The organism is Neisseria sp. HMSC064D07 (genome assembly GCF_001837185.1).
GTDB lineage: Bacteria > Pseudomonadota > Gammaproteobacteria > Burkholderiales > Neisseriaceae > Neisseria > Neisseria flavescens_C.
Map to the genome: position 1 here is coordinate 210,960 of NZ_KV831701.1, position 19,834 is coordinate 230,793.

The 19,834-nt window shown below is 49.1% G+C and carries 17 protein-coding genes; 8 read left to right on the top strand and 9 right to left on the bottom strand.

From position 1 onward, the window contains the following. The first annotated feature begins 16 nt into the window (after positions 1-16). Both pta and trmA read left to right on the top strand, forming a co-directional pair. On the top strand, positions 17-1,519 hold the full coding sequence (pta, locus tag HMPREF2608_RS08030) for a phosphate acetyltransferase (protein WP_070826562.1): 1,503 nt from the start codon (positions 17-19) through the stop codon (positions 1,517-1,519). 117 nt (positions 1,520-1,636) lie between these two features. Further along, positions 1,637-2,719, top strand: coding sequence for a tRNA (uridine(54)-C5)-methyltransferase TrmA (gene trmA / locus HMPREF2608_RS08035; protein ID WP_070826563.1), 1,083 nt, complete (start codon positions 1,637-1,639; stop codon positions 2,717-2,719). 69 nt (positions 2,720-2,788) lie between these two features. Here trmA and HMPREF2608_RS08040 read toward each other — a convergent pair whose 3' ends face one another. After that, positions 2,789-3,829 carry a zinc-dependent alcohol dehydrogenase family protein gene (locus HMPREF2608_RS08040; RefSeq protein ID WP_070826564.1) on the bottom strand — a complete coding sequence of 347 codons (1,041 nt, stop codon included), beginning with the start codon at positions 3,827-3,829 and terminating at the stop codon, positions 2,789-2,791. A gap of 162 nt (positions 3,830-3,991) precedes the next feature. On the opposite strand from HMPREF2608_RS08040, the gene mutY reads away from it, so the two are divergent. Continuing rightward, a complete protein-coding gene (gene mutY / locus HMPREF2608_RS08045; protein ID WP_070826565.1) occupies positions 3,992-5,026 on the top strand; it encodes an A/G-specific adenine glycosylase in 1,035 nt (344 codons plus the stop codon). A gap of 6 nt (positions 5,027-5,032) precedes the next feature. Here the strand turns inward: mutY and HMPREF2608_RS08050 are convergent, their stop codons facing one another. Together HMPREF2608_RS08050 and HMPREF2608_RS08055 are read right to left on the bottom strand one after the other, a co-directional pair. Next, positions 5,033-5,389: a hypothetical protein gene (locus HMPREF2608_RS08050; protein ID WP_063067965.1), complete on the bottom strand. Its 357-nt coding sequence runs from the start codon at positions 5,387-5,389 to the stop codon at positions 5,033-5,035. 3 nt (positions 5,390-5,392) lie between these two features. Next, positions 5,393-5,590 (bottom strand): zinc-finger domain-containing protein, encoded by a 198-nt coding sequence (locus HMPREF2608_RS08055; RefSeq protein WP_003745781.1) that lies wholly within the window; start codon positions 5,588-5,590, stop codon positions 5,393-5,395. Positions 5,591-5,697: 107 nt separating this feature from the next. Here HMPREF2608_RS08055 and HMPREF2608_RS08060 point away from each other — a divergent pair, with 107 nt between their 5' ends. Continuing rightward, positions 5,698-6,198: a DMP19 family protein gene (locus HMPREF2608_RS08060; protein WP_084824608.1), complete on the top strand. Its 501-nt coding sequence runs from the start codon at positions 5,698-5,700 to the stop codon at positions 6,196-6,198. Positions 6,199-6,261: 63 nt separating this feature from the next. Here the strand turns inward: HMPREF2608_RS08060 and HMPREF2608_RS08065 are convergent, their stop codons facing one another. Continuing rightward, the gene (locus HMPREF2608_RS08065) at positions 6,262-7,035 is read right to left on the bottom strand and encodes a M48 family metallopeptidase (protein ID WP_070826566.1); all 774 of its coding nucleotides are present in this window, start codon (positions 7,033-7,035) and stop codon (positions 6,262-6,264) included. 108 nt (positions 7,036-7,143) lie between these two features. Next, positions 7,144-8,076: a serine hydrolase gene (locus tag HMPREF2608_RS08070; protein ID WP_070826599.1), complete on the bottom strand. Its 933-nt coding sequence runs from the start codon at positions 8,074-8,076 to the stop codon at positions 7,144-7,146. Positions 8,077-8,364: 288 nt separating this feature from the next. On the opposite strand from HMPREF2608_RS08070, the gene clpX reads away from it, so the two are divergent. Then, positions 8,365-9,630: an ATP-dependent Clp protease ATP-binding subunit ClpX gene (gene clpX, locus HMPREF2608_RS08075; RefSeq protein ID WP_070826567.1), complete on the top strand. Its 1,266-nt coding sequence runs from the start codon at positions 8,365-8,367 to the stop codon at positions 9,628-9,630. Positions 9,631-9,837: 207 nt separating this feature from the next. Here the strand turns inward: clpX and HMPREF2608_RS08080 are convergent, their stop codons facing one another. Next, positions 9,838-10,170, bottom strand: coding sequence for a hypothetical protein (locus HMPREF2608_RS08080; RefSeq protein WP_070826568.1), 333 nt, complete (start codon positions 10,168-10,170; stop codon positions 9,838-9,840). Positions 10,171-10,599: 429 nt separating this feature from the next. On the opposite strand from HMPREF2608_RS08080, the gene HMPREF2608_RS08085 reads away from it, so the two are divergent. After that, on the top strand, positions 10,600-11,994 hold the full coding sequence (locus tag HMPREF2608_RS08085; protein WP_141761483.1) for a DEAD/DEAH box helicase: 1,395 nt from the start codon (positions 10,600-10,602) through the stop codon (positions 11,992-11,994). A gap of 183 nt (positions 11,995-12,177) precedes the next feature. Here the strand turns inward: HMPREF2608_RS08085 and acnB are convergent, their stop codons facing one another. Next, positions 12,178-14,763, bottom strand: coding sequence for a bifunctional aconitate hydratase 2/2-methylisocitrate dehydratase (acnB, locus tag HMPREF2608_RS08090; protein ID WP_070826570.1), 2,586 nt, complete (start codon positions 14,761-14,763; stop codon positions 12,178-12,180). Between the two features lie 200 nt (positions 14,764-14,963). Then, positions 14,964-16,001, bottom strand: coding sequence for a sensor histidine kinase (locus HMPREF2608_RS08095; protein ID WP_070826571.1), 1,038 nt, complete (start codon positions 15,999-16,001; stop codon positions 14,964-14,966). A 93-nt stretch (positions 16,002-16,094) separates the two neighbouring features. Here HMPREF2608_RS08095 and argH point away from each other — a divergent pair, with 93 nt between their 5' ends. Together argH and HMPREF2608_RS08105 are read left to right on the top strand one after the other, a co-directional pair. Further along, positions 16,095-17,474, top strand: a complete 1,380-nt coding sequence (gene argH / locus HMPREF2608_RS08100) for an argininosuccinate lyase (protein WP_070826572.1) — start codon at positions 16,095-16,097, stop codon at positions 17,472-17,474. Between the two features lie 167 nt (positions 17,475-17,641). Then, the gene (locus HMPREF2608_RS08105; protein WP_070826573.1) at positions 17,642-18,166 is read left to right on the top strand and encodes a hypothetical protein; all 525 of its coding nucleotides are present in this window, start codon (positions 17,642-17,644) and stop codon (positions 18,164-18,166) included. 50 nt (positions 18,167-18,216) lie between these two features. On the opposite strand, the gene fumC is transcribed toward HMPREF2608_RS08105, so the two are convergent. Beyond that, complete coding sequence (gene fumC / locus HMPREF2608_RS08110) at positions 18,217-19,605, bottom strand: class II fumarate hydratase (protein ID WP_070826574.1); 1,389 nt, start codon at positions 19,603-19,605, stop codon at positions 18,217-18,219. Positions 19,606-19,834: the final 229 nt, after the last annotated feature.

Sequence of the window (19,834 nt, forward strand, 5' to 3'; positions counted from 1 at the left end):
AAAGAGAGGACACAAAATGGCAAAAATCCTGATCGCACCGGTATCTACCGGCCTGAGCGTCGATGCAGCGGCAAAAGCATTCGCAGCGGCATTAAATGCGCAAGTTTTCCAAGCCGTTGACTCCACTACAGAAGCCCTGTTGGCTCAAGGCAAGAGCGACGACTGGTTTGACGCGCTTGTCGGTAAAGTTGCAGCATTGAATGCAGATAACCTCGTTATCGAAGGCATTACTCCTGATGCAGACAAATTGTTCTTGGCAGGCAAAAACGTTGAATTGGCACTGTCTTTGGACGCAGGCGTTGTCTTGGCGCTAAAATCCGACAATACCGACGCAGCCGCCGTCACCCAACAATTAAACCTCGCCAAACAGCTCTACACCAACGCCCCGGGCTTATTGGAAGGCTTTATCATTGACGGCGCAGCCGCAGCTTTGGGCGCACAAGTTGCCGAGCAAACCGGCCTGACTTTCTTCGGCTCCAGCGACAAACTGCAAGACGTATCCGCTTTGGCCAAACGCGAAGCCAAACGCCTGTCTCCAGCCCAATTCCGTTACAACCTGATCGATTTCGCACGCAAAGCTGATATGCGCATCGTCCTGCCTGAAGGCGCAGAACCACGCACCGTCGCCGCTGCCGCTATCTGTCACGAAAAAGGCATCGCCCGTTGCGTACTGTTGGCTACCCGCGAAGAAGTTGAAGCCGTAGCGAAAGAACGCGGCATCTCCCTGCCTGATTCTTTGGAAATCATCGATCCTGCTTCTTTGGTTGAGCAATACGTCGAGCCAATGTGCGAATTGCGCAAATCCAAAGGCCTGACTCCTGAAGATGCACGCAAACAGCTGCAAGATACCGTCGTACTCGGCACCATGATGATGGCTCAAAACGACGTAGACGGTTTGGTTTCCGGCGCAGTCCACACTACTGCCAACACCATCCGTCCTGCCCTGCAACTGATTAAAACCGCTCCGGGTGCAAGCCTCGTATCCAGCGTATTCTTCATGTTGCTGCCTAACCAAGTTTTGGCATTCGGCGACTGCGCGGTTAATCCAAACCCAACGCCTGAACAACTGGCCGACATCGCCATCCAATCTGCCGACAGCGCCAAAGCCTTTGGTATCGATCCAAAAGTGGCCATGATTTCCTACTCTACCATCAACTCAGGCAGCGGCCCTGATGTCGATGCAGTGATCGAAGCCACCAAACTGGCGAAAGAGAAACGCCCTGATTTGGCTATCGAAGGTCCGTTGCAATACGATGCCGCTACCGTTCCATCTATCGGCAAATCCAAAGCTCCGGGTAGCGCTGTTGCCGGTCAAGCAACCGTTTTGGTTTTCCCAGACCTCAATACCGGCAACTGTACTTACAAAGCCGTACAACGCAGCGCCAACGTCCTGAGCGTAGGCCCGTTGTTGCAAGGTTTGCGCAAACCGGTTAACGACTTGTCCCGCGGCGCATTGATTGAAGACATCGTCTTCACCATCGCCCTGACTGCCGTTCAAGCCAAACAAATGCAAGGCTGATTGACAAGCTGATGCTTTGAAATCAAAGGCCGTCTGAAACCGATGTTTCAGACGGCCTTTCGTATCTTTGCGCCAACTATATTATAATTCGCCATTATTTTCTGAAAGACTGCCCCAATGACTGCCTACCAGCAACAACTAGCCGACAAAAAGCAATATCTTCAGCAACTTTTCCAAGGACTGGATTTCCCTGAAATCGAAGTCTTTGAATCTCCGGAACAGCATTACAGAATGCGTGCCGAGTTCCGTATCTGGCATGAGGGCGGCGAAATGTTTTACGCTATGTTTGAGCGTGGACAAAAGGCAAGCGGGACAAGCCTGATCCGTTGCGACCAATTTCCTGCCGCGTCCGAATCCATCAATGCCTTGATGCCGAAATTGATTGAAGCCGCATCCAATCATCCCGAACTGAAAAACCGCTGGTACGCCGTCGAATTTTTGTCCACTTTAAGCGGCGAAATGCTGGTAACCATGATTTACCACAAGAAGCTGAACGAAGCATGGCAACAAGCTGCGCAAGAGCTGGCGCACAATTTGGGCATCCACATTATCGGCCGCAGCCGCGGACAAAAAATCGTATTGAGCCAAGATTTTGTAACCGAAGCGTTGAAAGTCAACGGCAAGACCTTCCGCTACCGTCAAATCGAGGGCAGCTTTACCCAACCCAATGCCCAAGTGTGCCAAAAAATGCTGACTTGGGCGTGTGATGCTGCGCAAAACTTAGGCAAAGACATGCTTGAGTTGTACTGCGGCAACGGCAATTTCACCCTGCCGCTTTCGCAACATTTCAATCAGGTTCTAGCAACCGAAGTTTCCAAAACTTCCGTCAATGCCGCCCAATGGAATATTGAAGCCAACCAAATTACCAATCTCAAAATCGCCCGCCTGTCTGCGGAAGAATTTACCGAAGCCTACACGCAAAACCGTGAATTCCGCCGCCTGCAAGAACAAGGCATCGACTTGAAAAACTATGATTTTTCAACTATTTTCGTTGATCCTCCACGCGCCGGTGTTGATGATGAGACGCTCAAATTAGTTGCCCGATTCGACAACGTCCTCTATATTTCCTGCAACCCTGAAACCCTGCGCGCCAACCTCGACACGCTCTGTCAAACCCATACTATCGAACGCGCCGCCCTGTTCGACCAATTCCCATTTACCCACCATATCGAAAGCGGCGTTTGGTTGAAGAAAAAATAAAACCATACAAAAAGGCCGTCTGAATGTTCAGACGGCCTTTAATTAACGGCATATTAAACGATTTTCAAATCAATCCGCTTCCAAAACCACTTTCATGGCTTGGTTTTCAGCAGCATGCTTGAATACATCGTAAGCTTTTTCCAATTCGCTGAATTTGAAATGGTGTGTCATCATTTTGGAGTAATCCACTGAGCTGCTGGAAATAGCTTTCATCAGCATTTCGATGGTATTGGCGTTAACCAGGCCGGTAGTGATGGCAAGGTTTTTAATCCACAGTTTTTCTAGTTTGAAATCAACGGATTGACCATGTACACCAACCACGGCAATATGGCCGCCGGGTTTCACGATGTCTTGGCACATATTCCAAGTCGCAGGGATACCGACTGCTTCGATGGCGCAATCTACGCCGTCTTCGCCAACGATGGCGACAACTTGCTTGCTCACATCGCCTGAAGCAGGGTTGATGGTATGGGTCGCGCCCAATTCTTTCGCCAGTTTCAAGCGGTTTTCGTCCATATCGCAAACGATGATGGCGGTAGGGCTATACAGTTGCGCAGTCAGCAACGCAGACATACCAACAGGGCCGGCACCGGCGATGAATACGGTATCACCAGGTTTCACATCACCATATTGCACACCGATTTCGTGGGCGGTCGGCAAGGCATCGCTCAACAGCAGGGCAACTTCTTCGTTGACGTTGTCAGGCAGCGGAACCAAGCTGTTGTCGGCATAAGGCGTACGGACATATTCGGCCTGAGTACCGTCAATCATATAGCCCAAGATCCAACCGCCGTTGCGGCAGTGTGAATAAAGTTGGATTTTACAGTTGTCGCAAGTACAGCATTTGCTGACACATGAAATAATGACTTTATCACCGACTTTGATGTTTTTTACAGCATCGCCGACTTCTTCTACAATACCGATGCCCTCATGACCGAGAATACGACCATCGGCAACTTCAGGGTTTTTACCCTTCCAAATACCCAAGTCAGTACCGCAAATCGTGGTTTTAACGATTTTGACGACTGCATCGGTCGGATCGATAATTTGAGGGAGAGGTTTTTCTTCGAAACGAATGTCGTTTGCGCCATGATAAACCATTGCTTTCATGTGAATCTCCTTGAACGGTTAATAAATTTTAACAATACAACGTAAATCCACGTTAACTATATTTATATACCCCTACATCAGATAAGTCAATTCTGATTATTATTTCATATTTTATAGTGTAACATATTGTTTTAAAAATAAATAATTAAAAAGCAAATATTAATGAACACACCCACATCCTTCGCACAACGACTCATCGATTGGCAGCGCCAACACGGCCGCCACAACCTGCCTTGGCAGGTCAAAGACCCTTATTCCGTCTGGCTTTCAGAAATCATGCTCCAACAAACGCAGGTTGCTACCGTATTGGACTACTATCCGCGTTTCTTAGCCAAATTCCCAAGCGTGCAATCGCTTGCCGCTGCGCCGCAAGACGAGGTTTTATCCTTGTGGGCAGGCTTGGGCTATTACAGCCGCGCACGCAACCTGCACAAAGCAGCGCAACAAGTCGTCGGACAATTCGGCGGTATCTTTCCGCCCGAACGCAAAGACTTGGAAACGCTCTGCGGCGTAGGCAGAAGTACTGCCGCCGCCATTTCTGCCTTTGCTTTCAACCGACGCGAAACCATCTTGGACGGCAACGTCAAACGCGTTCTCTGCCGTGTCTTTGCCCAAGACGGCAATCCGCAAGATAAGAAATTTGAAAACTCGCTTTGGACGCTTGCCGAAAGCCTGCTGCCGTCTGAAAACGTCGATATGCCTGCCTATACACAAGGACTGATGGATTTGGGCGCAACCGTCTGCAAACGGACAAAACCTTTGTGCCATCAATGTCCTATGGCAGACATCTGTGAAGCAAAAAAACAAAACCGCATTGACGAACTGCCCCGCAAAAAAACTGCTCCCGAAGTGCAAACCCTACCGCTTTACTGGCTGATTATTCATCACACTGATGGCGCATTATTGCTTGAAAAACGCACTGCCAAAGGCATTTGGGGCGGTCTGTATTGCGTACCCTGTTTTGAAAAATTAGACGATTTGTATGCTTACGCCAAACGCTTCGGCATTGTTTCAGACGGCCTTGAAGAACAAACCACGTTTACCCACCGCCTGACCCACCGCTTATTGATGATTACCCCTTTTCAGACGCAACAAAGGCCGTCTGAACATCTTTCAGACGGCCTTTGGGTATCAGCGAAACATTTGGCGGATTATGGTTTGCCCAAACCTTTAATCAAGTATTTGGCAAAAGGCTAAACCGCCCTATTCCACAATCTCTTTAAATACAACTTCTTTCCCGCCGCGAATCAGCACGGCAAACCCATCGCCAATCTGCCAACGCGAGCTTGGATTGGCGTACTCTACGCCCTGACTGCGCAAGCGGACTTGCACCAGTTTCTCAACTGTATTGCCTTCACGCAGCTCAACCATCATCGGGCTGTGGCTGTTGATATAAATTGCAGTAATCGTCCGACCTTGTACGGATTGATAACGGACAGAATACGTCTGCGCCTGTGCAATGACCGGTAACGGCGCGTCTGGACGCACGGCCTTATACGAACCGCACGCAGCGCACAAACTCACGCACAAAGCGCAGATGATTTTGTTCAACATAGGCATAGATTAGTAATGGTGATGCGGAATCTCGCCATCAAGACGGTAATAAGTGCCGCAATACGGGCATTCAATCTCGCTGTTGGACTGAATCGGCAAGAACACGCGCGGATGGCCGTTCCATGTTTCATGATTAGGGCCGGAGCAATGCAGCGGCAAATCCTGCGGTTTGATGACTACAACGTTTTTTTCAGACTGTGTACTCATGGTTTGGTTCCTCACTATGTTTTCTTATCTTCCGATATTGTAAAGCAAAACGGCCGGTAGGTTCAGACTGAAAACATTATATAATCACTTTTTTCAGACGGCCTTTGATGATTATGACTATCCTGCTCCGCCTTCAAGATTTCAATACTTCCGATTCCGCTTCATTTCTTTATACACTCAGCGCAGCCTATTTGGACCACACCGAACAGGCAGGCGATGAGGAAATGTCCGGCCTCAACGACGAACAGCATACATTGACCGCCCTTTGCTACCTCGACAGCCAAGTTCAAGAAGGCGGCTTCGTACAGCTTATCGCTTCAGGATACGGAGAATACATCTTTGGCAATCCGGTTGCCGACAGCCTGCGCCGCTGGCGCATCAAACCGATACCGAAAATCTTAGACAAAGCCAAAGCCCTGTACGAAAAACACGGCGAAGCCATTGAAAAAATGGCAGACGAGCAAAGGGATTTCGACGAAATCCGCAAAACTTTTCCCGATTTTGAAGAGCTTGACGGCGATTATTATGACGTTGCCGACGAAGACTTGGAAACCGCAGCAGCCTACGTTCAGGCAAATTGGGATAAATTTGCCAAACTGTCAGACTGAAACCATAAAACTTTGCCGGTTTGAATCATCTGTTCAAACCGGCAAAATCATCAATACATCGAATTAACGTTTGTTTTTCTGATAAATCGGCATCACTTCAGGCAACATTTTGCGGATTGCATTGATACGCGCCTGATTGGTCGGGTGGGTCGACAAAATAGACAATGAGCTGCCGCCCTGTACTTTGTTCATTTTTTCCCACACGCTTACCGCAGCCTCAGGGTTGTAGCCTGCTTCAGCCATCAAACGTACACCGCCGGCGTCCGCTTCGCTTTCCTGATGACGTGAGAACGGTTTGGTCGCCAACAAATCTGCACCCAAGCCGACCAAATCGCCATCCACACCGGTTGAGCTGGCCAAAATCGAACCGCCCAAGCCGGTCAATACTTGTCCGCCCAAAGCTTTTTTGCTGTGTTCCAACAGAGCATGGGTCATTTCATGGCCGACAACGGCGGCAATTTCATCATCAGTCAGCTTCAATTTCTCTACTATACCGGTGTACACGGCCATTTTACCGCCCGGCATTGCCCATGCATTCATTTCATCACTGCGGATAACGTTCATCTGCCAGTTGAAAGATACACCGGTTTTGTTAGCGCGTTCCGCATGAGGACGCAGACGCGCAAACACGCGTTGAACGCGTTGAGCAGTTGGAGATGAAACATCCAAAGCTTTTTGACCACGCGCTTTTTGAATGACTTGTGAGTAACTTCTAGCCGCGTCTTCATTTAAAGTCGCAGTATCGTAGCCAACCATATCCGCTACAGAAGTACAGCCGGTCAACGCCAAAATCACGCCCATGCCGGCCCAATATTTTTTATTCCATTTTTTCAACATGTTTTCTCTCTGTGTTTTAAAATTAATGTAACGACATTGTAACCAAATTTAATACACTTTACACAAAAGGCCGTCTGAACGGTTTCAGACGGCCTTTAAGCGTAATATTCAAGAACGGCGCTGCAACATCCAAGACTCAATCTTACGCGCATCGTTCACGCGGGTTGTAGAAGACGGAGAGTTGAGCAATACGATGGTAATCGGCTGATTCTGTACATTGGCCTTAACCACCATAGAACGTCCTGCCTCGCGGATATAGCCGGTTTTCTGCAATTCGATATTCCAGTTGCCCTCACGCACCAAGGCATTGGAGTTTTTGTAGTTTTGACGACCGTTTGCCGTCCAAACCGAGCCGTAATTTGAAGTCGAATTTTTGCGGATCAGAGGATATTTGCTGGCTGCCGCAACCATGCGGTTCAAATCACGCGCAGTTGAAACGTTTTGGAAATTCAAACCGGTAGGCTCATAGAAACGGCTGCTGGTCATACCCAGGCTTTGCGCTTTGGCATTCATTGCCGCAACAAACGCGCTCATACCGCCCGGATAAGTACGGCCCAACGCATGAGTAGCACGGTTTTCACTGCTCATCAGGCTCAGGTGCAACAGTTCGCCGCGTGTCAGCGTCGTGCCGATGCTCAAACGGCTGCCCGTACCTTTCAAACGGTCGATTTCAGCCTCGGTAATCGTGATAGGCTCGTTCATATCCAGATGCGCATCCAACACCACCATCGCGCTCATCAATTTGGAAATAGAGGCAATCGGCATGACACGATCAGGGTTTTTCTGATACAGCACTTCACCGGTTTTATTATTGAAAATCAAAGCAGATTGCGAAGAAAGCAGAGGGCCTGCCAAAGCGGCTTGAGCTTCGACTTGGTCGGCATGACTCAACGCAAAAGCTTCCATCGGGTCATTTTGCACTGGGAAATTTTGCTCCAAAAATTGTCCCAATACATCCATATCATCGGCAACGGCAGGCGCGGAAGCAAAAGCCAATGCCACACCTGTCCATACCATTCCTAAAGTTTTATAGAATTTCATATCTGCCAATTCAAAAAATACATTTAATTCAACATTCTGTTAAATTTTTCTCTAATTGTAAAGCGAGTTGAGAAAACTTTGCGTTTGTTTGCGAGATATTCAAATCCAGCGCCCTCATCTGTTTCTTAGACGACACGGCGCAATGCCTGCTCTGATTTGAAAAAACACAAGATAGTCATTATACTTAGGCTCCTTTGTCAGAGGCATTCCCTCAATCCGGCAATCTGCCCGAAATATCTGTTCCCCCTTTACAACACAGCCTCCATACAACCATACGAAGAAATTATTATGTCTGAAGAAAAACGCACCTGTTCATTCTGCGGGAAGTCCGAAAACGACGTTAAAAATCTGATCGAAGGCGAACACGCCTTCATCTGCAACGAATGTGTAGAAACTTGCGGCATGATGCTGCAAGACAACGAATCCGGCAAAATTGAAAACGAGCTTGCCAAAGCGAACGAAAAAAACGCCGAGAAAAAACTGCCTACCCCGGCCGAAATCGTTGCCAACCTCAACGACCACGTTATCGGTCAGGAACACGCAAAAAAAGCATTGGCAGTATCGGTTTACAACCACTACAAACGCCTGCGCCATCCAAAAGCAGACGGCAAAGTCGAATTGTCAAAATCCAATATTCTGCTGATCGGCCCTACCGGCTCAGGTAAAACCCTGTTGGCGCAATCTTTGGCGCGCAAACTGGATGTCCCTTTTGTTATGGCGGATGCCACAACCTTGACCGAAGCCGGTTATGTCGGTGAAGACGTCGAACAAATCATCACCAAACTTTTGGGCAAATGTGATTTTGACGTTGAAAAAGCCCAGCGTGGCATCGTTTATATTGATGAAATCGATAAAATCTCACGTAAAAGCGACAATCCGTCCATTACGCGCGACGTATCCGGCGAAGGCGTGCAACAAGCCTTGCTGAAACTGATTGAAGGCACGGTAGCCAGCGTTCCCCCTCAAGGTGGCCGCAAACATCCGAACCAAGAATTCATCAACGTTGACACCACCAACATCCTCTTTATCTGCGGCGGTGCATTTGCCGGCTTGGAAAAAGTCATCCGCCAACGTACTGAAAAAGGCGGTATCGGCTTTGGTGCTGCGGTACACAGCAAAGATGAAAACGCCGATATTTCAGCTCTGTTTGAAACAGTTGAGCCTGAAGACTTGATTAAATTCGGTTTGATTCCCGAGCTTATCGGCCGTCTGCCTGTGATTGCCACACTGGCAGAATTGGACGAAGATGCTTTGGTCAACATTTTGACCGAACCGAAAAACGCCTTGGTCAAACAATACCAAACCTTGTTTGAAATGGAAGATGTCGGCCTTGAGTTTGAAGAAGACGCTTTGCGCAGCATTGCCAAACTGGCGATGGAACGCAAAACCGGTGCGCGCGGTCTGCGCTCTATCGTCGAACGCTGTCTCTTGGACACCATGTACGCCCTACCAGATTTGAAAGACGTAGCCAAAGTTGTCATCAATAAAGAGGTGGTGGAAAAAGGCGAACAGCCAAAACTTTTCCGCGAAGACGGCAGCGAATATAAGCAATAAGGTTTATTCTCCGAAAAAGACGTGTACCCGTTACACGTCTTTTTTATTTTCTTAATAAAACCAAAACCATATTTTCTAATAATGTCCTTATACATAAAAAACAAAGGCCGTCTGAAACATATTCAGACGGCTTTTGTTTTCAAGTTGCTCTAAGTCTGCCTTCATCCGGAGTATTGATGATGGTGACTTCCTTGAATTTTATGAAGCTTATTTTTTTGCTTTCTTAACAGCTTTTTTAGCAGGAGCAGCTTTGGCGGCAGGCTCAGAAGCCGCAGCTTCAGGAGCAGCAGTTTCAGGAGCAGCTACCGGCTCAGATGCAGCAGGCTCGGAGGCAGCTGATTCAGCCGTACGTTGATAGCCTTTGCCTTTCATGCAAGCATCAAACACAGCGCGGTCAGCATTTTCACCAGATGCTTGTTGGCATTGAGTCATTGCTTCTTCAACAGTGATGCGTGGCGCTGCCGCTTCTTCAGGTTTGGAAGAAGAACAAGCTGCCAACATCAGGCTACCAGTTGCAAGAGCGATCAATAAAGTTTTCATAATTGTATATTCCTAAATTTTGATTTTATGGTTTACCGTTAAACGGGAGATACAGGCCAAAAAACAAGCTCTGTACCCCAATATTGAGTACATGAGTACAATTTAGTTTCATTTCAGCCTGTAAGTTTTTGATAAATTAATTCTATTGAAGTTAAGACAAATGCTTAATCCTCAATAAACTCAAAATCTTGCAGACCAATCATTTTTTCTGTTTTTTCACTGTAAAAATATCAAAACGTAGCTGCTCCTAGTCGCAACCATCATTTGGGGAGTCCCTCTTTTTATGGCATAATGGGCTACTTGACGGATTATCCCGCTCCCCATTTTTTCAAACCGCAGAATCAACATCATACTGCGGTTTATCCATTTCAGAATCAGATTTTTCAGACGGCCTCACCATTCAAAAGGCCGTCTGAACAGAAAGCCACCATCATGAATCCTTTCTCTTCACTCGGTTTAGGCAGCGAATTAGTCTCTGCCCTAACCGATCAAGGGTATGAAAACCCGACGCCTATCCAAGCCGCAGCGATTCCTAAAGCCTTGGCAGGACACGATCTTTTGGCCGCAGCACAAACCGGCACAGGTAAAACCGCCGCCTTTATGCTGCCCAGCCTCGAACGCCTGAAACGCTACGCCACATCCAGCACCTCCCCTGCCATGCACCCTGTCCGCATGTTGGTATTGACCCCGACCCGCGAACTGGCCGATCAAATCGATCAAAACGTGCAGGCATATATTAAAAATCTTCCTTTGCGCCATACCGTACTCTTCGGCGGCGTCAATATGGACAAACAAACTGCCGACTTGCGCGCCGGTTGTGAAATCGTTGTCGCTACGGTTGGCCGACTGCTCGACCACGTCAAACAAAAAAACATTAATTTAAACAAAGTTGAAATCGTCGTACTCGATGAAGCCGACCGTATGCTTGATATGGGTTTCATCGACGATATCCGCAAAATCATGCAGATGTTGCCCAAACAGCGACAAACCCTGCTTTTTTCCGCCACTTTCTCACCGCCTATCCGCAAGCTTGCGCAAGATTTTATGCACACGCCTGAAATGGTCGAGGTGGCCGCGCAAAACACCACCAACGCCAATGTCGAGCAACACATCATTGCCGTTGATGCACTTAAAAAACGCAACCTGCTCGAACGTCTGATTGTTGATTTGCATATGAATCAAGTTATTGTTTTCTGCAAAACCAAACAAAGCGTCGATCAAGTTACCCGCGACCTCGTCCGCCGCAACATTGCCGCGCAATCCATCCACGGCGACAAATCCCAACAAAGCCGACTGGAAACCCTCAACGCCTTTAAAGAAGGTACATTACGCGTTTTGGTTGCCACTGACGTTGCCGCACGCGGCCTGGATATTGCCGAGTTGCCTTTCGTCATCAACTACGAGCTGCCAACCCAACCTGAAGACTACGTCCACCGCATCGGACGCACCGGCCGAGCCGGTGCTGACGGCGTTGCCATTTCCTTAATGGATAAAACCGAACAGAAAATGTTTGAATCTATTAAAGAACTAACCGGCAGCGATTTGAATGTGGAACGCATCGAAGGCTTTGAGCCGCATTGGTGGGGCAACGACAATCAAGATGAAGCCGAAGCGCAACCGGTTCAGCACAACGACAGCCGCTCTCGCCGCGATGATAGAAACAAACGCAACGAATATGCGAATAAGTCAGACAAAAACTCGAAAAAAGTAGAAGAGAAAAACGATCCGGGTATTGTCTGCGGCAAAATTGCCGGCAGAACACGCCGCAGCCGTCACGAGCGTCAGCCTTGCGCCCTGCTTCAACCTGGTTTTGGCGTAAAGTAAACAACGCTGATTAATCGGTTTTCTGATTATTTATCCTAAGCAAAGGCCGTCTGAAACTTATCTTTCAGACGGCCTTTTATTAAGCTGAAAATAAAAAGGACGTGATAAACACGCCCTTTATTTTTCCGTTTCAGACGGCCTTTATTATTTTAGGCCGTCTGAAAATCGGTTTAGCTTGTTACCTTAAACATTCACGGTTTCGGCTACTTCGTTGTAGCTGTCGATTTCGTTGAAGTTCATGTAGCGGTAGATTTGGTCGCCCTGCTCGTTGATGATACCGATATTGGCTTGGTATTCTTCAACAGTCGGGATTTTACCCAGTTTGGAGCAGATTGCCGCCAACTCAGCCGAGCCGAGGTAAACAAAGGTGTTTTTACCCAAGCGGTTCGGGAAGTTACGGGTAGATGTGGACATTACAGTCGCGCCTTCGTGTACTTGTGCTTGGTTACCCATACACAATGAGCAACCCGGCATTTCCATACGCGCGCCGGCACGGCCGAGTACGCCGTAGTGGCCTTCGTCGGACAACTCTTTCGCGTCCATTTTGGTCGGCGGCGCTACCCACAGGCGCACGGGAATATCGCTCTTGCCTTCCAAGAGTTTGGAAGCGGCGCGGAAGTGGCCGATGTTGGTCATACAAGAACCGATGAACACTTCGTCAATTTTGGTGCCGGAGCGTTCAGACATGAAGCACACGTCATCTGGGTCGTTCGGGCAAGCAATAATCGGCTCTTTAATGTCGTCCATGTTGATTTCAATCACGGCGGCGTATTCGGCATCTTTATCTGCTTCGAGCAACTCAGGATTTGCCAACCATGCTTCCATGGCTTTGATACGGCGTTCCAAAGTGCGCGAATCTTGATAGCCGTTGGCAATCATGTTTTTCATCAACACAATATTGGATTTCATGTACTCGATAATCGGCTCTTTGTTGAGCTTCACAGTACAGCCTGCAGCGGAGCGTTCGGCGGACGCGTCAGTTAATTCAAAGGCTTGTTCCACTTTCAAATCAGGCAGACCTTCGATTTCGAGGATGCGGCCGGAGAAGATGTTTTTCTTACCGGCTTTGGCAACAGTAAGCAGACCTTGTTTAATCGCGTACAGCGGAATGGCGTTCACCAAGTCACGCAGGGTTACGCCCGGTTGCAGTTTACCGCTGAAGCGTACCAATACAGACTCAGGCATATCGAGCGGCATCACACCGGTGGCTGCTGCGAAAGCAACCAAGCCGGAGCCGGCAGGGAAAGAAATACCGATAGGGAAACGGGTGTGGCTGTCGCCGCCGGTACCAACTGTATCAGGCAACAGCAGACGGTTGAGCCATGAGTGAATCACGCCATCACCCGGACGCAGGGATACACCGCCACGGGTAGAGATGAAAGCAGGCAATTCTTTATGAGTTCTCACATCGACAGGTTTTGGATAAGCCGCGGTGTGACAGAAAGACTGCATCACCATATCTGCTGAGAAGCCCAAGCAAGCCAGGTCTTTCAATTCGTCGCGAGTCATCGGACCGGTAGTATCTTGCGAGCCAACAGTAGTCATGCGTGGTTCGCAGTAAGTACCCGGACGCACGCCTTTGCCTTCCGGCAAACCGCAGGCACGGCCAACCATTTTTTGAGCCAAGGTGAAACCGGCTTTGCTTTCGGCAGGCGCTTGAGGCAGACGGAACTCGGTAGAAGCAGGCAATTTCAGTGCTTCGCGCGCTTTGGCAGTCAGACCGCGACCAATAATCAAGTTGATACGGCCACCGGCTTGCACTTCGTCCAGCAATACTTGTGATTTCAGGCTGAACTCGGCAACAGTTTCGCCGTTTTTCACGATTTTGCCTTCATAAGGCAGGATATCGACGACATCGCCCATTTTCAGAGCAGATACATCAACTTCAATCGGCAATGCGCCGGAGTCTTCTTGAGTATTGAAGAAAATCGGCGCAATTTTGCCACCCAGGCATACGCCGCCAAAACGTTTGTTCGGTACGAACGGAATATCTTCGCCTGTATGCCAAATCACAGAGTTGGTAGCAGATTTACGTGAAGAACCGGTACCGACCACGTCGCCAACGTAAGCAACCGGATGGCCTTTAGCTTTGAGTTCTTCCAATAATTTAATCGGACCGACTTCGCCCGGTTTGTCAGGCGTGATGCCATCGCGCGGGTTTTTTAACATCGCCAGCGCGTGCAGAGGGATATCAGGACGGCTCCATGCATCAGGTGCAGGAGAGAGGTCGTCTGTATTGGTTTCACCATCGACTTTGAAGACGGTAACAGTGATTTTTTCTGGAACTTTGGCGCGTGAGGTGAACCATTCGGCATCTGCCCAAGATTGCAATACTTCTTGCGCGTATTTATTGCCTTTTTCGGCTTTTTCTTGAACATCGTGGAAAGAGTCAAACATCAACAGAGTGTGTTTCAGACCATTTGCAGCAATAGGCGCAAGTTTGTCGTTGTCCAAGAGTTCGATGAGTGCATGAATGTTGTAGCCGCCAAGCATGGTACCCAACAGCTCGGTAGCATACTCAGGGGAAATCAGCGGACTGGATGCGCTGCCTTCGGCAACGGCTGCCAAAAATGAGGCTTTAACTTTGGCGGCATCATCCACACCGGGTGGTACGCGGTGAGCCAACAGCTCAACCAAGAATTCACCTTCACCGGCAGGTGGATTTTTCAGCAGCTCAACCAAATCAGCAGTCTGCTGAGCAGTCAGAGGAAGGGCGGGAATACCAAGGGCGGCGCGCTCGGCGGCGGCTTTACGATAGGCTTCTAACATCTCTTTGTTCCTTTTTCTGTTTTTTCTTCTGGGCAGTTGCAAATGATTTGCAATTAAGGATTGTAAACAATCCTTTTAAGTATCATAGACCAGTTTTCAAAAAATGGGAACAGTTATGTTACTGAGTGTAATAAATTTAAACTATTTTGTTTAATGTATTAATAGTCCAACCTATCCAAAGCCGCCCTCTTCTACGCGTTTTAGCCAAACAGACGGGAAACTTCGGCTGATTTTTTACGGTACGGCAATATGATTTCAACGCGGAACAGGCCGTCTGATTGGATGTTTCTGATTTTCGCGTCGGTGTCATACATCAAAGTCAGGCGCTCTTTCAGATTGCGCAGAGCCATAGAATTGCCTTTATGCGGCTTGGTATTTTCGTTAGGTTCTGTTCCGCACGGATTTTCGATACTGATGAAAATAGATGATTTTTCCAATTTTGTTAATACCGTAATTATCCCTGGACGGTGGATAGATTCGACACCGTGAAATACGGCATTTTCCAAAAGCGGTTGCAGCAGCAGATGCGGCGTTTCCGCATCATCGGGCGCATGGTGCTGCCACATAACCTGTACGCGCATATGTCCCATGCGGATTTGCTCGATGGCAATATATTCTTGCGCCCACTCGATTTCCTGCCCCAAGGTACTGTTTTGACTACCGTCGCGTAGTTGTGCTCGGAACAGGTTGGCCAGATTTTCCAACAGAGTTTCCGCATCATACGGGCGCAGACGGATTAAGCTGATGGCGGCATTTAGGCTGTTAAACAAGAAATGCGGACGGATACGCGCCGTCAACGCGCTTAGCCTGGCTTCGGAAATGGAAGGCGCAAGGCTGTTGCGACGGGCGGCTTCGATGTACATGAAACTGAAACAAAAAAAGGTCAGCAAGAAGAAGTGTTGAATCAGCGGCCACATCTCCGTCTTCAAAATCACTAGATCGACAAACAAAAAAATCAGCAGGTTGGAGACGTAGGAAATCACGACGCTGTACTGCGAGCGAAGCAGGGACGGCGCAAATGCCTGTAAGAAATAGACTTTAAGTAAAATTAAGAGGATGACGGGGCAAGCCCATGAAAAATGTTGGAAAATCTGTTCCGGATAAGGTACGCCCGATACCGTCATCAACGGAAAGATAAACAAACTGATTAATAAAACAATGAGCAGGCGCACCAAAGTTGCGGAATTGCGCAAATCCGGCACTGCGAAATTCTGGTTTATTTGACGTATAATAGACATGATTTCAACCGTTTTCTTTCATAATGTATAGACGGGTCTGCTATATTGAAGACGTAGACCCTGTTTTTTTATTTATATTTTAAGGATGCTGATATGAGCAAGGACAAAACCTGGTCAGGCCGTTTTAACGAACCTGTTTCCGAGCTGGTCAAAAAATATACCGGCTCGATTGATTTTGACAAACGACTGGCAGAATGGGACATCCAAGGCTCGCTGGCACACGCGCAAATGCTGACACAGTCGGGCGTTTTGAGCGAAGACGACCTCTCCGCCATCCGTCAGGGCATGGCCGAGATTATAGCAGAAATCAAGGAAGGAACTATTTCCTGGTCGCTGGATTTGGAAGATGTCCACATGAACATCGAACGCCGCCTCACCGACAAAATCGGCGATGCGGGCAAACGTCTGCATACCGGCCGCAGCCGCAACGACCAAGTCGCTACCGACATCCGCCTGTGGCTGCGCGATCAAATTACCGTTATTCAAAGCCTGATTCAAAACCTTCAGACGGCCTTAGTCGATTTAGCAGAACAAAACGCCACAACCGTCATGCCCGGCTTTACCCACCTGCAAGTTGCCCAACCCGTTAGTTTTGGGCATCACATGCTTGCCTACGTCGAAATGCTCGGCCGCGATTTTGAACGCATGGCCGACTGTCGCAAACGCGTCAACCGTATGCCGCTCGGCGCCGCCGCACTGGCCGGTACCACCTACCCGATTCAGCGCGAAATTACCGCCGAGCTGCTGGGCTTTGAACAAATCTGCCAAAACTCGCTCGATGCCGTATCTGACCGCGATTTTGCCATTGAGTTCACCGCCGCCGCCTCGCTGATTATGGTTCACCTGAGCCGCCTGTCTGAAGAATTGATTTTGTGGATGAGCCCGCGTTTCGGCTTTATCGACATCGCCGACCGTTTCTGCACCGGCTCGTCCATCATGCCGCAGAAAAAAAACCCCGACGTACCTGAACTCGTGCGCGGTAAATCCGGTCGCGTGATTGGCCACCTTATCGGCCTGGTTACCCTGATGAAATCGCAACCTTTGGCATACAACAAAGACAATCAGGAAGACAAAGAGCCATTGTTTGACACTGCCGACACGCTTATCGACACCCTGCGCATTTACGCCGACATGATGCGCGGTGTAACCGTCAAACCCGACAATATGCGCGCCGCCGTCATGCAGGGTTTTGCAACGGCTACCGACTTGGCGGATTACTTGGTGAAAAAAGGCATGCCTTTCCGCGACAGCCACGAAGTTGTTGCCCAAGCCGTGCGCCATGCCGATGAAGCTGGCGTTGATTTGAGCGAATTGCCGCTTGAAGTCTTGCAAGGTTTCAGCGGTTTGATTGCCGACGACGTTTACAGCGTACTGACACCCGAAGGCAGCTTAAACGCGCGCAACCACTTGGGCGGCACCGCGCCTGAACAAGTCCGTTTCCAAGTCAAACGCTGGCGTGAATTGTTGGCTTAAACCCATCTAAACACATAATAAAAGGCCGTCTGAAAATTTTCAGACGGCCTTTTGATTACCTGTGTTACACTCAACCGCACAATAAAAACAGATAAACCTAAACTTACCTTCAAACGAGAAAACACGCCTCCTGACTTTGCCGCCGTCTTCATACAAAAGGAGCAAGGATGAAAAACATTGTCTTAAAATTGGTCATGATCTGCCTATGCTGCGGATGCTATGCCGTATTCGTTGCCTGGGAAAATGGCGGATTCAGCCAGCTCCATGATTTTCAAGCAATAGAGAGCAACGGCATGAGTGTATACCTTCATCAAACCTCCGCCGCCACCATGCAGGCCGAAAAAAGCGAGCTGTCGATTTTGCAAAACAACCAAAACAGCTTAGCCTCTTGCGTCGGCATTGAATCTTTATGCGAACACGCCAAGCCGGGCATCTGGGTTGAACATGCCAAATTCTTACAACACAAAGACACGGGCAAATTATTGGTACTTTCGTTGGATTATTTGGAAAACGATGACACCGCAAAAACCCTACACAACCGCTATACTGCATCGCTCCTCCCCCAAGCAGACAGAACGGAAGCGTGGCATTATGCCCGGCGTACATTTTTGAGCTCAATAATATTTCTAATGGGCATCCATCTGCTGCCAATGATTTTTGCCCTATTCGAAGAAAAGACAAGCGCAGCATAAAAACATGCTGTCTGAACACATTTTCAGACGGCATGTTTCATTATTAAAGCTTAACGCGGATGAACCATATCGGCAGGAACGACCAATTCGTCAAACTCTTCGCCTGTCAGCAAGCCCAATTCGATGGCGGTTTCGCGCAACGATTTGTCGTTTTTGTAGGCGGTTTTGGCGACTTTGGCGGCGTTTTCGTAGCCGATTTTACGGTTTAACGCGGTAACGAGCATCAGGGAATGGTGCAGGAAATAGTCGATTTTTTCCGGCACGGGTTCAATGCCGACGGCGCAGTGTTCGTTGAAGCTGTTGCACGCATCGCCCAACAGGCGGATGGATTGCAAGAGGTTGTAGGCGATAACGGGCATATAGACGTTCAGCTCAAAGTTGCCCGATGCACCCGCCATGCCGATGGTAACGTCGTTGCCGAACACTTGGCAGCACACCATGGTCATCGCTTCGCATTGGGTCGGGTTGACTTTGCCCGGCATGATGGACGAACCCGGCTCGTTTTCGGGGATTTTGATTTCGCCCAAACCGCAGCGCGGGCCGCTTGCCAGCCAGCGGATGTCGTTGGCAATTTTGTTCAGGCTTGCCGCCAGCGTTTTCAATGCGCCCGAAGCGGCAACGGCGGCATCGCGTCCGCCCAAGGCTTCAAATTTGTTCGGCGCGCTGACAAACGGCAGGCCGGACAGTTCGGCGAGTTTGGCGGCGGCTTTTTCGGCGTATTCGGGATGGCTGTTCAAACCCGTGCCGACCGCAGTGCCGCCCAAAGCGAGTTCGTACAAACCTTTGAGCGCGTCGTTCAGACGGCCTAAGCCGTGGTCGAGCTGGGAAACGTAGCCGGAAAATTCTTGTCCCAAAGTCAACGGCGTCGCATCTTGCAAGTGGGTGCGGCCGATTTTGACGATGGGGGCGAATTCTTTGGCTTTTTTGTCCAATGTATCACGCAAGGCTTGGACGGCAGGGATCAGGTGGCGGTTGATTTCAATCGCGGCAGCAACGTGGATGGCGGTCGGGAACGCGTCGTTGGTCGATTGCGCGTGGTTCACATGGTCGTTGGGATGGACGGGCTGATACGCCGCCAAACCCGTACCGGCGATTTCGTTGGCGCGGTTTGCCAGCACTTCGTTCATGTTCATATTGGACTGCGTGCCGGAGCCGGTCTGCCAAACCACTAAGGGGAACTGCCCGTCGAGCTTGCCGTTCAACACGTCGTCCGCCGCCTGCGTAATCAAATCCGCCTGCTCGGGCTTAATTCTGCCGAGGGAAACATTGGTTGCTGCGGCGGCTTTTTTCACCAGCGCCAAAGCATAAATCAACGGCTGCGGCAGGGTTTCACCGCCGATTTTGAAATTGTTACGGCTGCGCTGGGTCTGCGCGCCCCAATAGGCTTCGGACGGGACTTCGACATTGCCCATGGTGTCGTGTTCGGTACGGGTACTCATGCGTTTCTCCTACATTTAAACAGAAATAATAATGATTCGTAAATTTATTATACCCAGCAAAAGGCTGTCTGAAAAGAGAGAGGTTTTCAGACAGCCTTTTGCTTTATTAACCTGAAATACTAATAGAAGATAAAACCCGATTTCGGAGCAAATGCAACCTGCGCCGCCGCTCCCCTCTTCTAAAAATTTTCCTCCTTGCCGATTTGTGTTCTACGCTAAGTGTTTATCG

What these genes read in the sequence shown, in the direction of transcription:
- HMPREF2608_RS08095 (WP_070826571.1), bottom strand. Translation starts at nt 16,001, where the DNA reads ATGTCTATTATACGTCAAATAAACCAGAATTTCGCAGTGCCGGATTTG.
- HMPREF2608_RS08040 (WP_070826564.1), bottom strand. Translation starts at nt 3,829, where the DNA reads ATGAAAGCAATGGTTTATCATGGCGCAAACGACATTCGTTTCGAAGAA.
- mutY (WP_070826565.1), top strand. Translation starts at nt 3,992, where the DNA reads ATGAACACACCCACATCCTTCGCACAACGACTCATCGATTGGCAGCGC.
- HMPREF2608_RS08065 (WP_070826566.1), bottom strand. Translation starts at nt 7,035, where the DNA reads ATGTTGAAAAAATGGAATAAAAAATATTGGGCCGGCATGGGCGTGATT.
- HMPREF2608_RS08105 (WP_070826573.1), top strand. Translation starts at nt 17,642, where the DNA reads ATGAAAAACATTGTCTTAAAATTGGTCATGATCTGCCTATGCTGCGGA.
- clpX (WP_070826567.1), top strand. Translation starts at nt 8,365, where the DNA reads ATGTCTGAAGAAAAACGCACCTGTTCATTCTGCGGGAAGTCCGAAAAC.
- pta (WP_070826562.1), top strand. Translation starts at nt 17, where the DNA reads ATGGCAAAAATCCTGATCGCACCGGTATCTACCGGCCTGAGCGTCGAT.
- acnB (WP_070826570.1), bottom strand. Translation starts at nt 14,763, where the DNA reads ATGTTAGAAGCCTATCGTAAAGCCGCCGCCGAGCGCGCCGCCCTTGGT.
- fumC (WP_070826574.1), bottom strand. Translation starts at nt 19,605, where the DNA reads ATGAGTACCCGTACCGAACACGACACCATGGGCAATGTCGAAGTCCCG.
- HMPREF2608_RS08055 (WP_003745781.1), bottom strand. Translation starts at nt 5,590, where the DNA reads ATGAGTACACAGTCTGAAAAAAACGTTGTAGTCATCAAACCGCAGGAT.
- argH (WP_070826572.1), top strand. Translation starts at nt 16,095, where the DNA reads ATGAGCAAGGACAAAACCTGGTCAGGCCGTTTTAACGAACCTGTTTCC.
- HMPREF2608_RS08060 (WP_084824608.1), top strand. Translation starts at nt 5,698, where the DNA reads ATGATTATGACTATCCTGCTCCGCCTTCAAGATTTCAATACTTCCGAT.
- HMPREF2608_RS08050 (WP_063067965.1), bottom strand. Translation starts at nt 5,389, where the DNA reads ATGCCTATGTTGAACAAAATCATCTGCGCTTTGTGCGTGAGTTTGTGC.
- trmA (WP_070826563.1), top strand. Translation starts at nt 1,637, where the DNA reads ATGACTGCCTACCAGCAACAACTAGCCGACAAAAAGCAATATCTTCAG.
- HMPREF2608_RS08070 (WP_070826599.1), bottom strand. Translation starts at nt 8,076, where the DNA reads ATGAAATTCTATAAAACTTTAGGAATGGTATGGACAGGTGTGGCATTG.
- HMPREF2608_RS08080 (WP_070826568.1), bottom strand. Translation starts at nt 10,170, where the DNA reads ATGAAAACTTTATTGATCGCTCTTGCAACTGGTAGCCTGATGTTGGCA.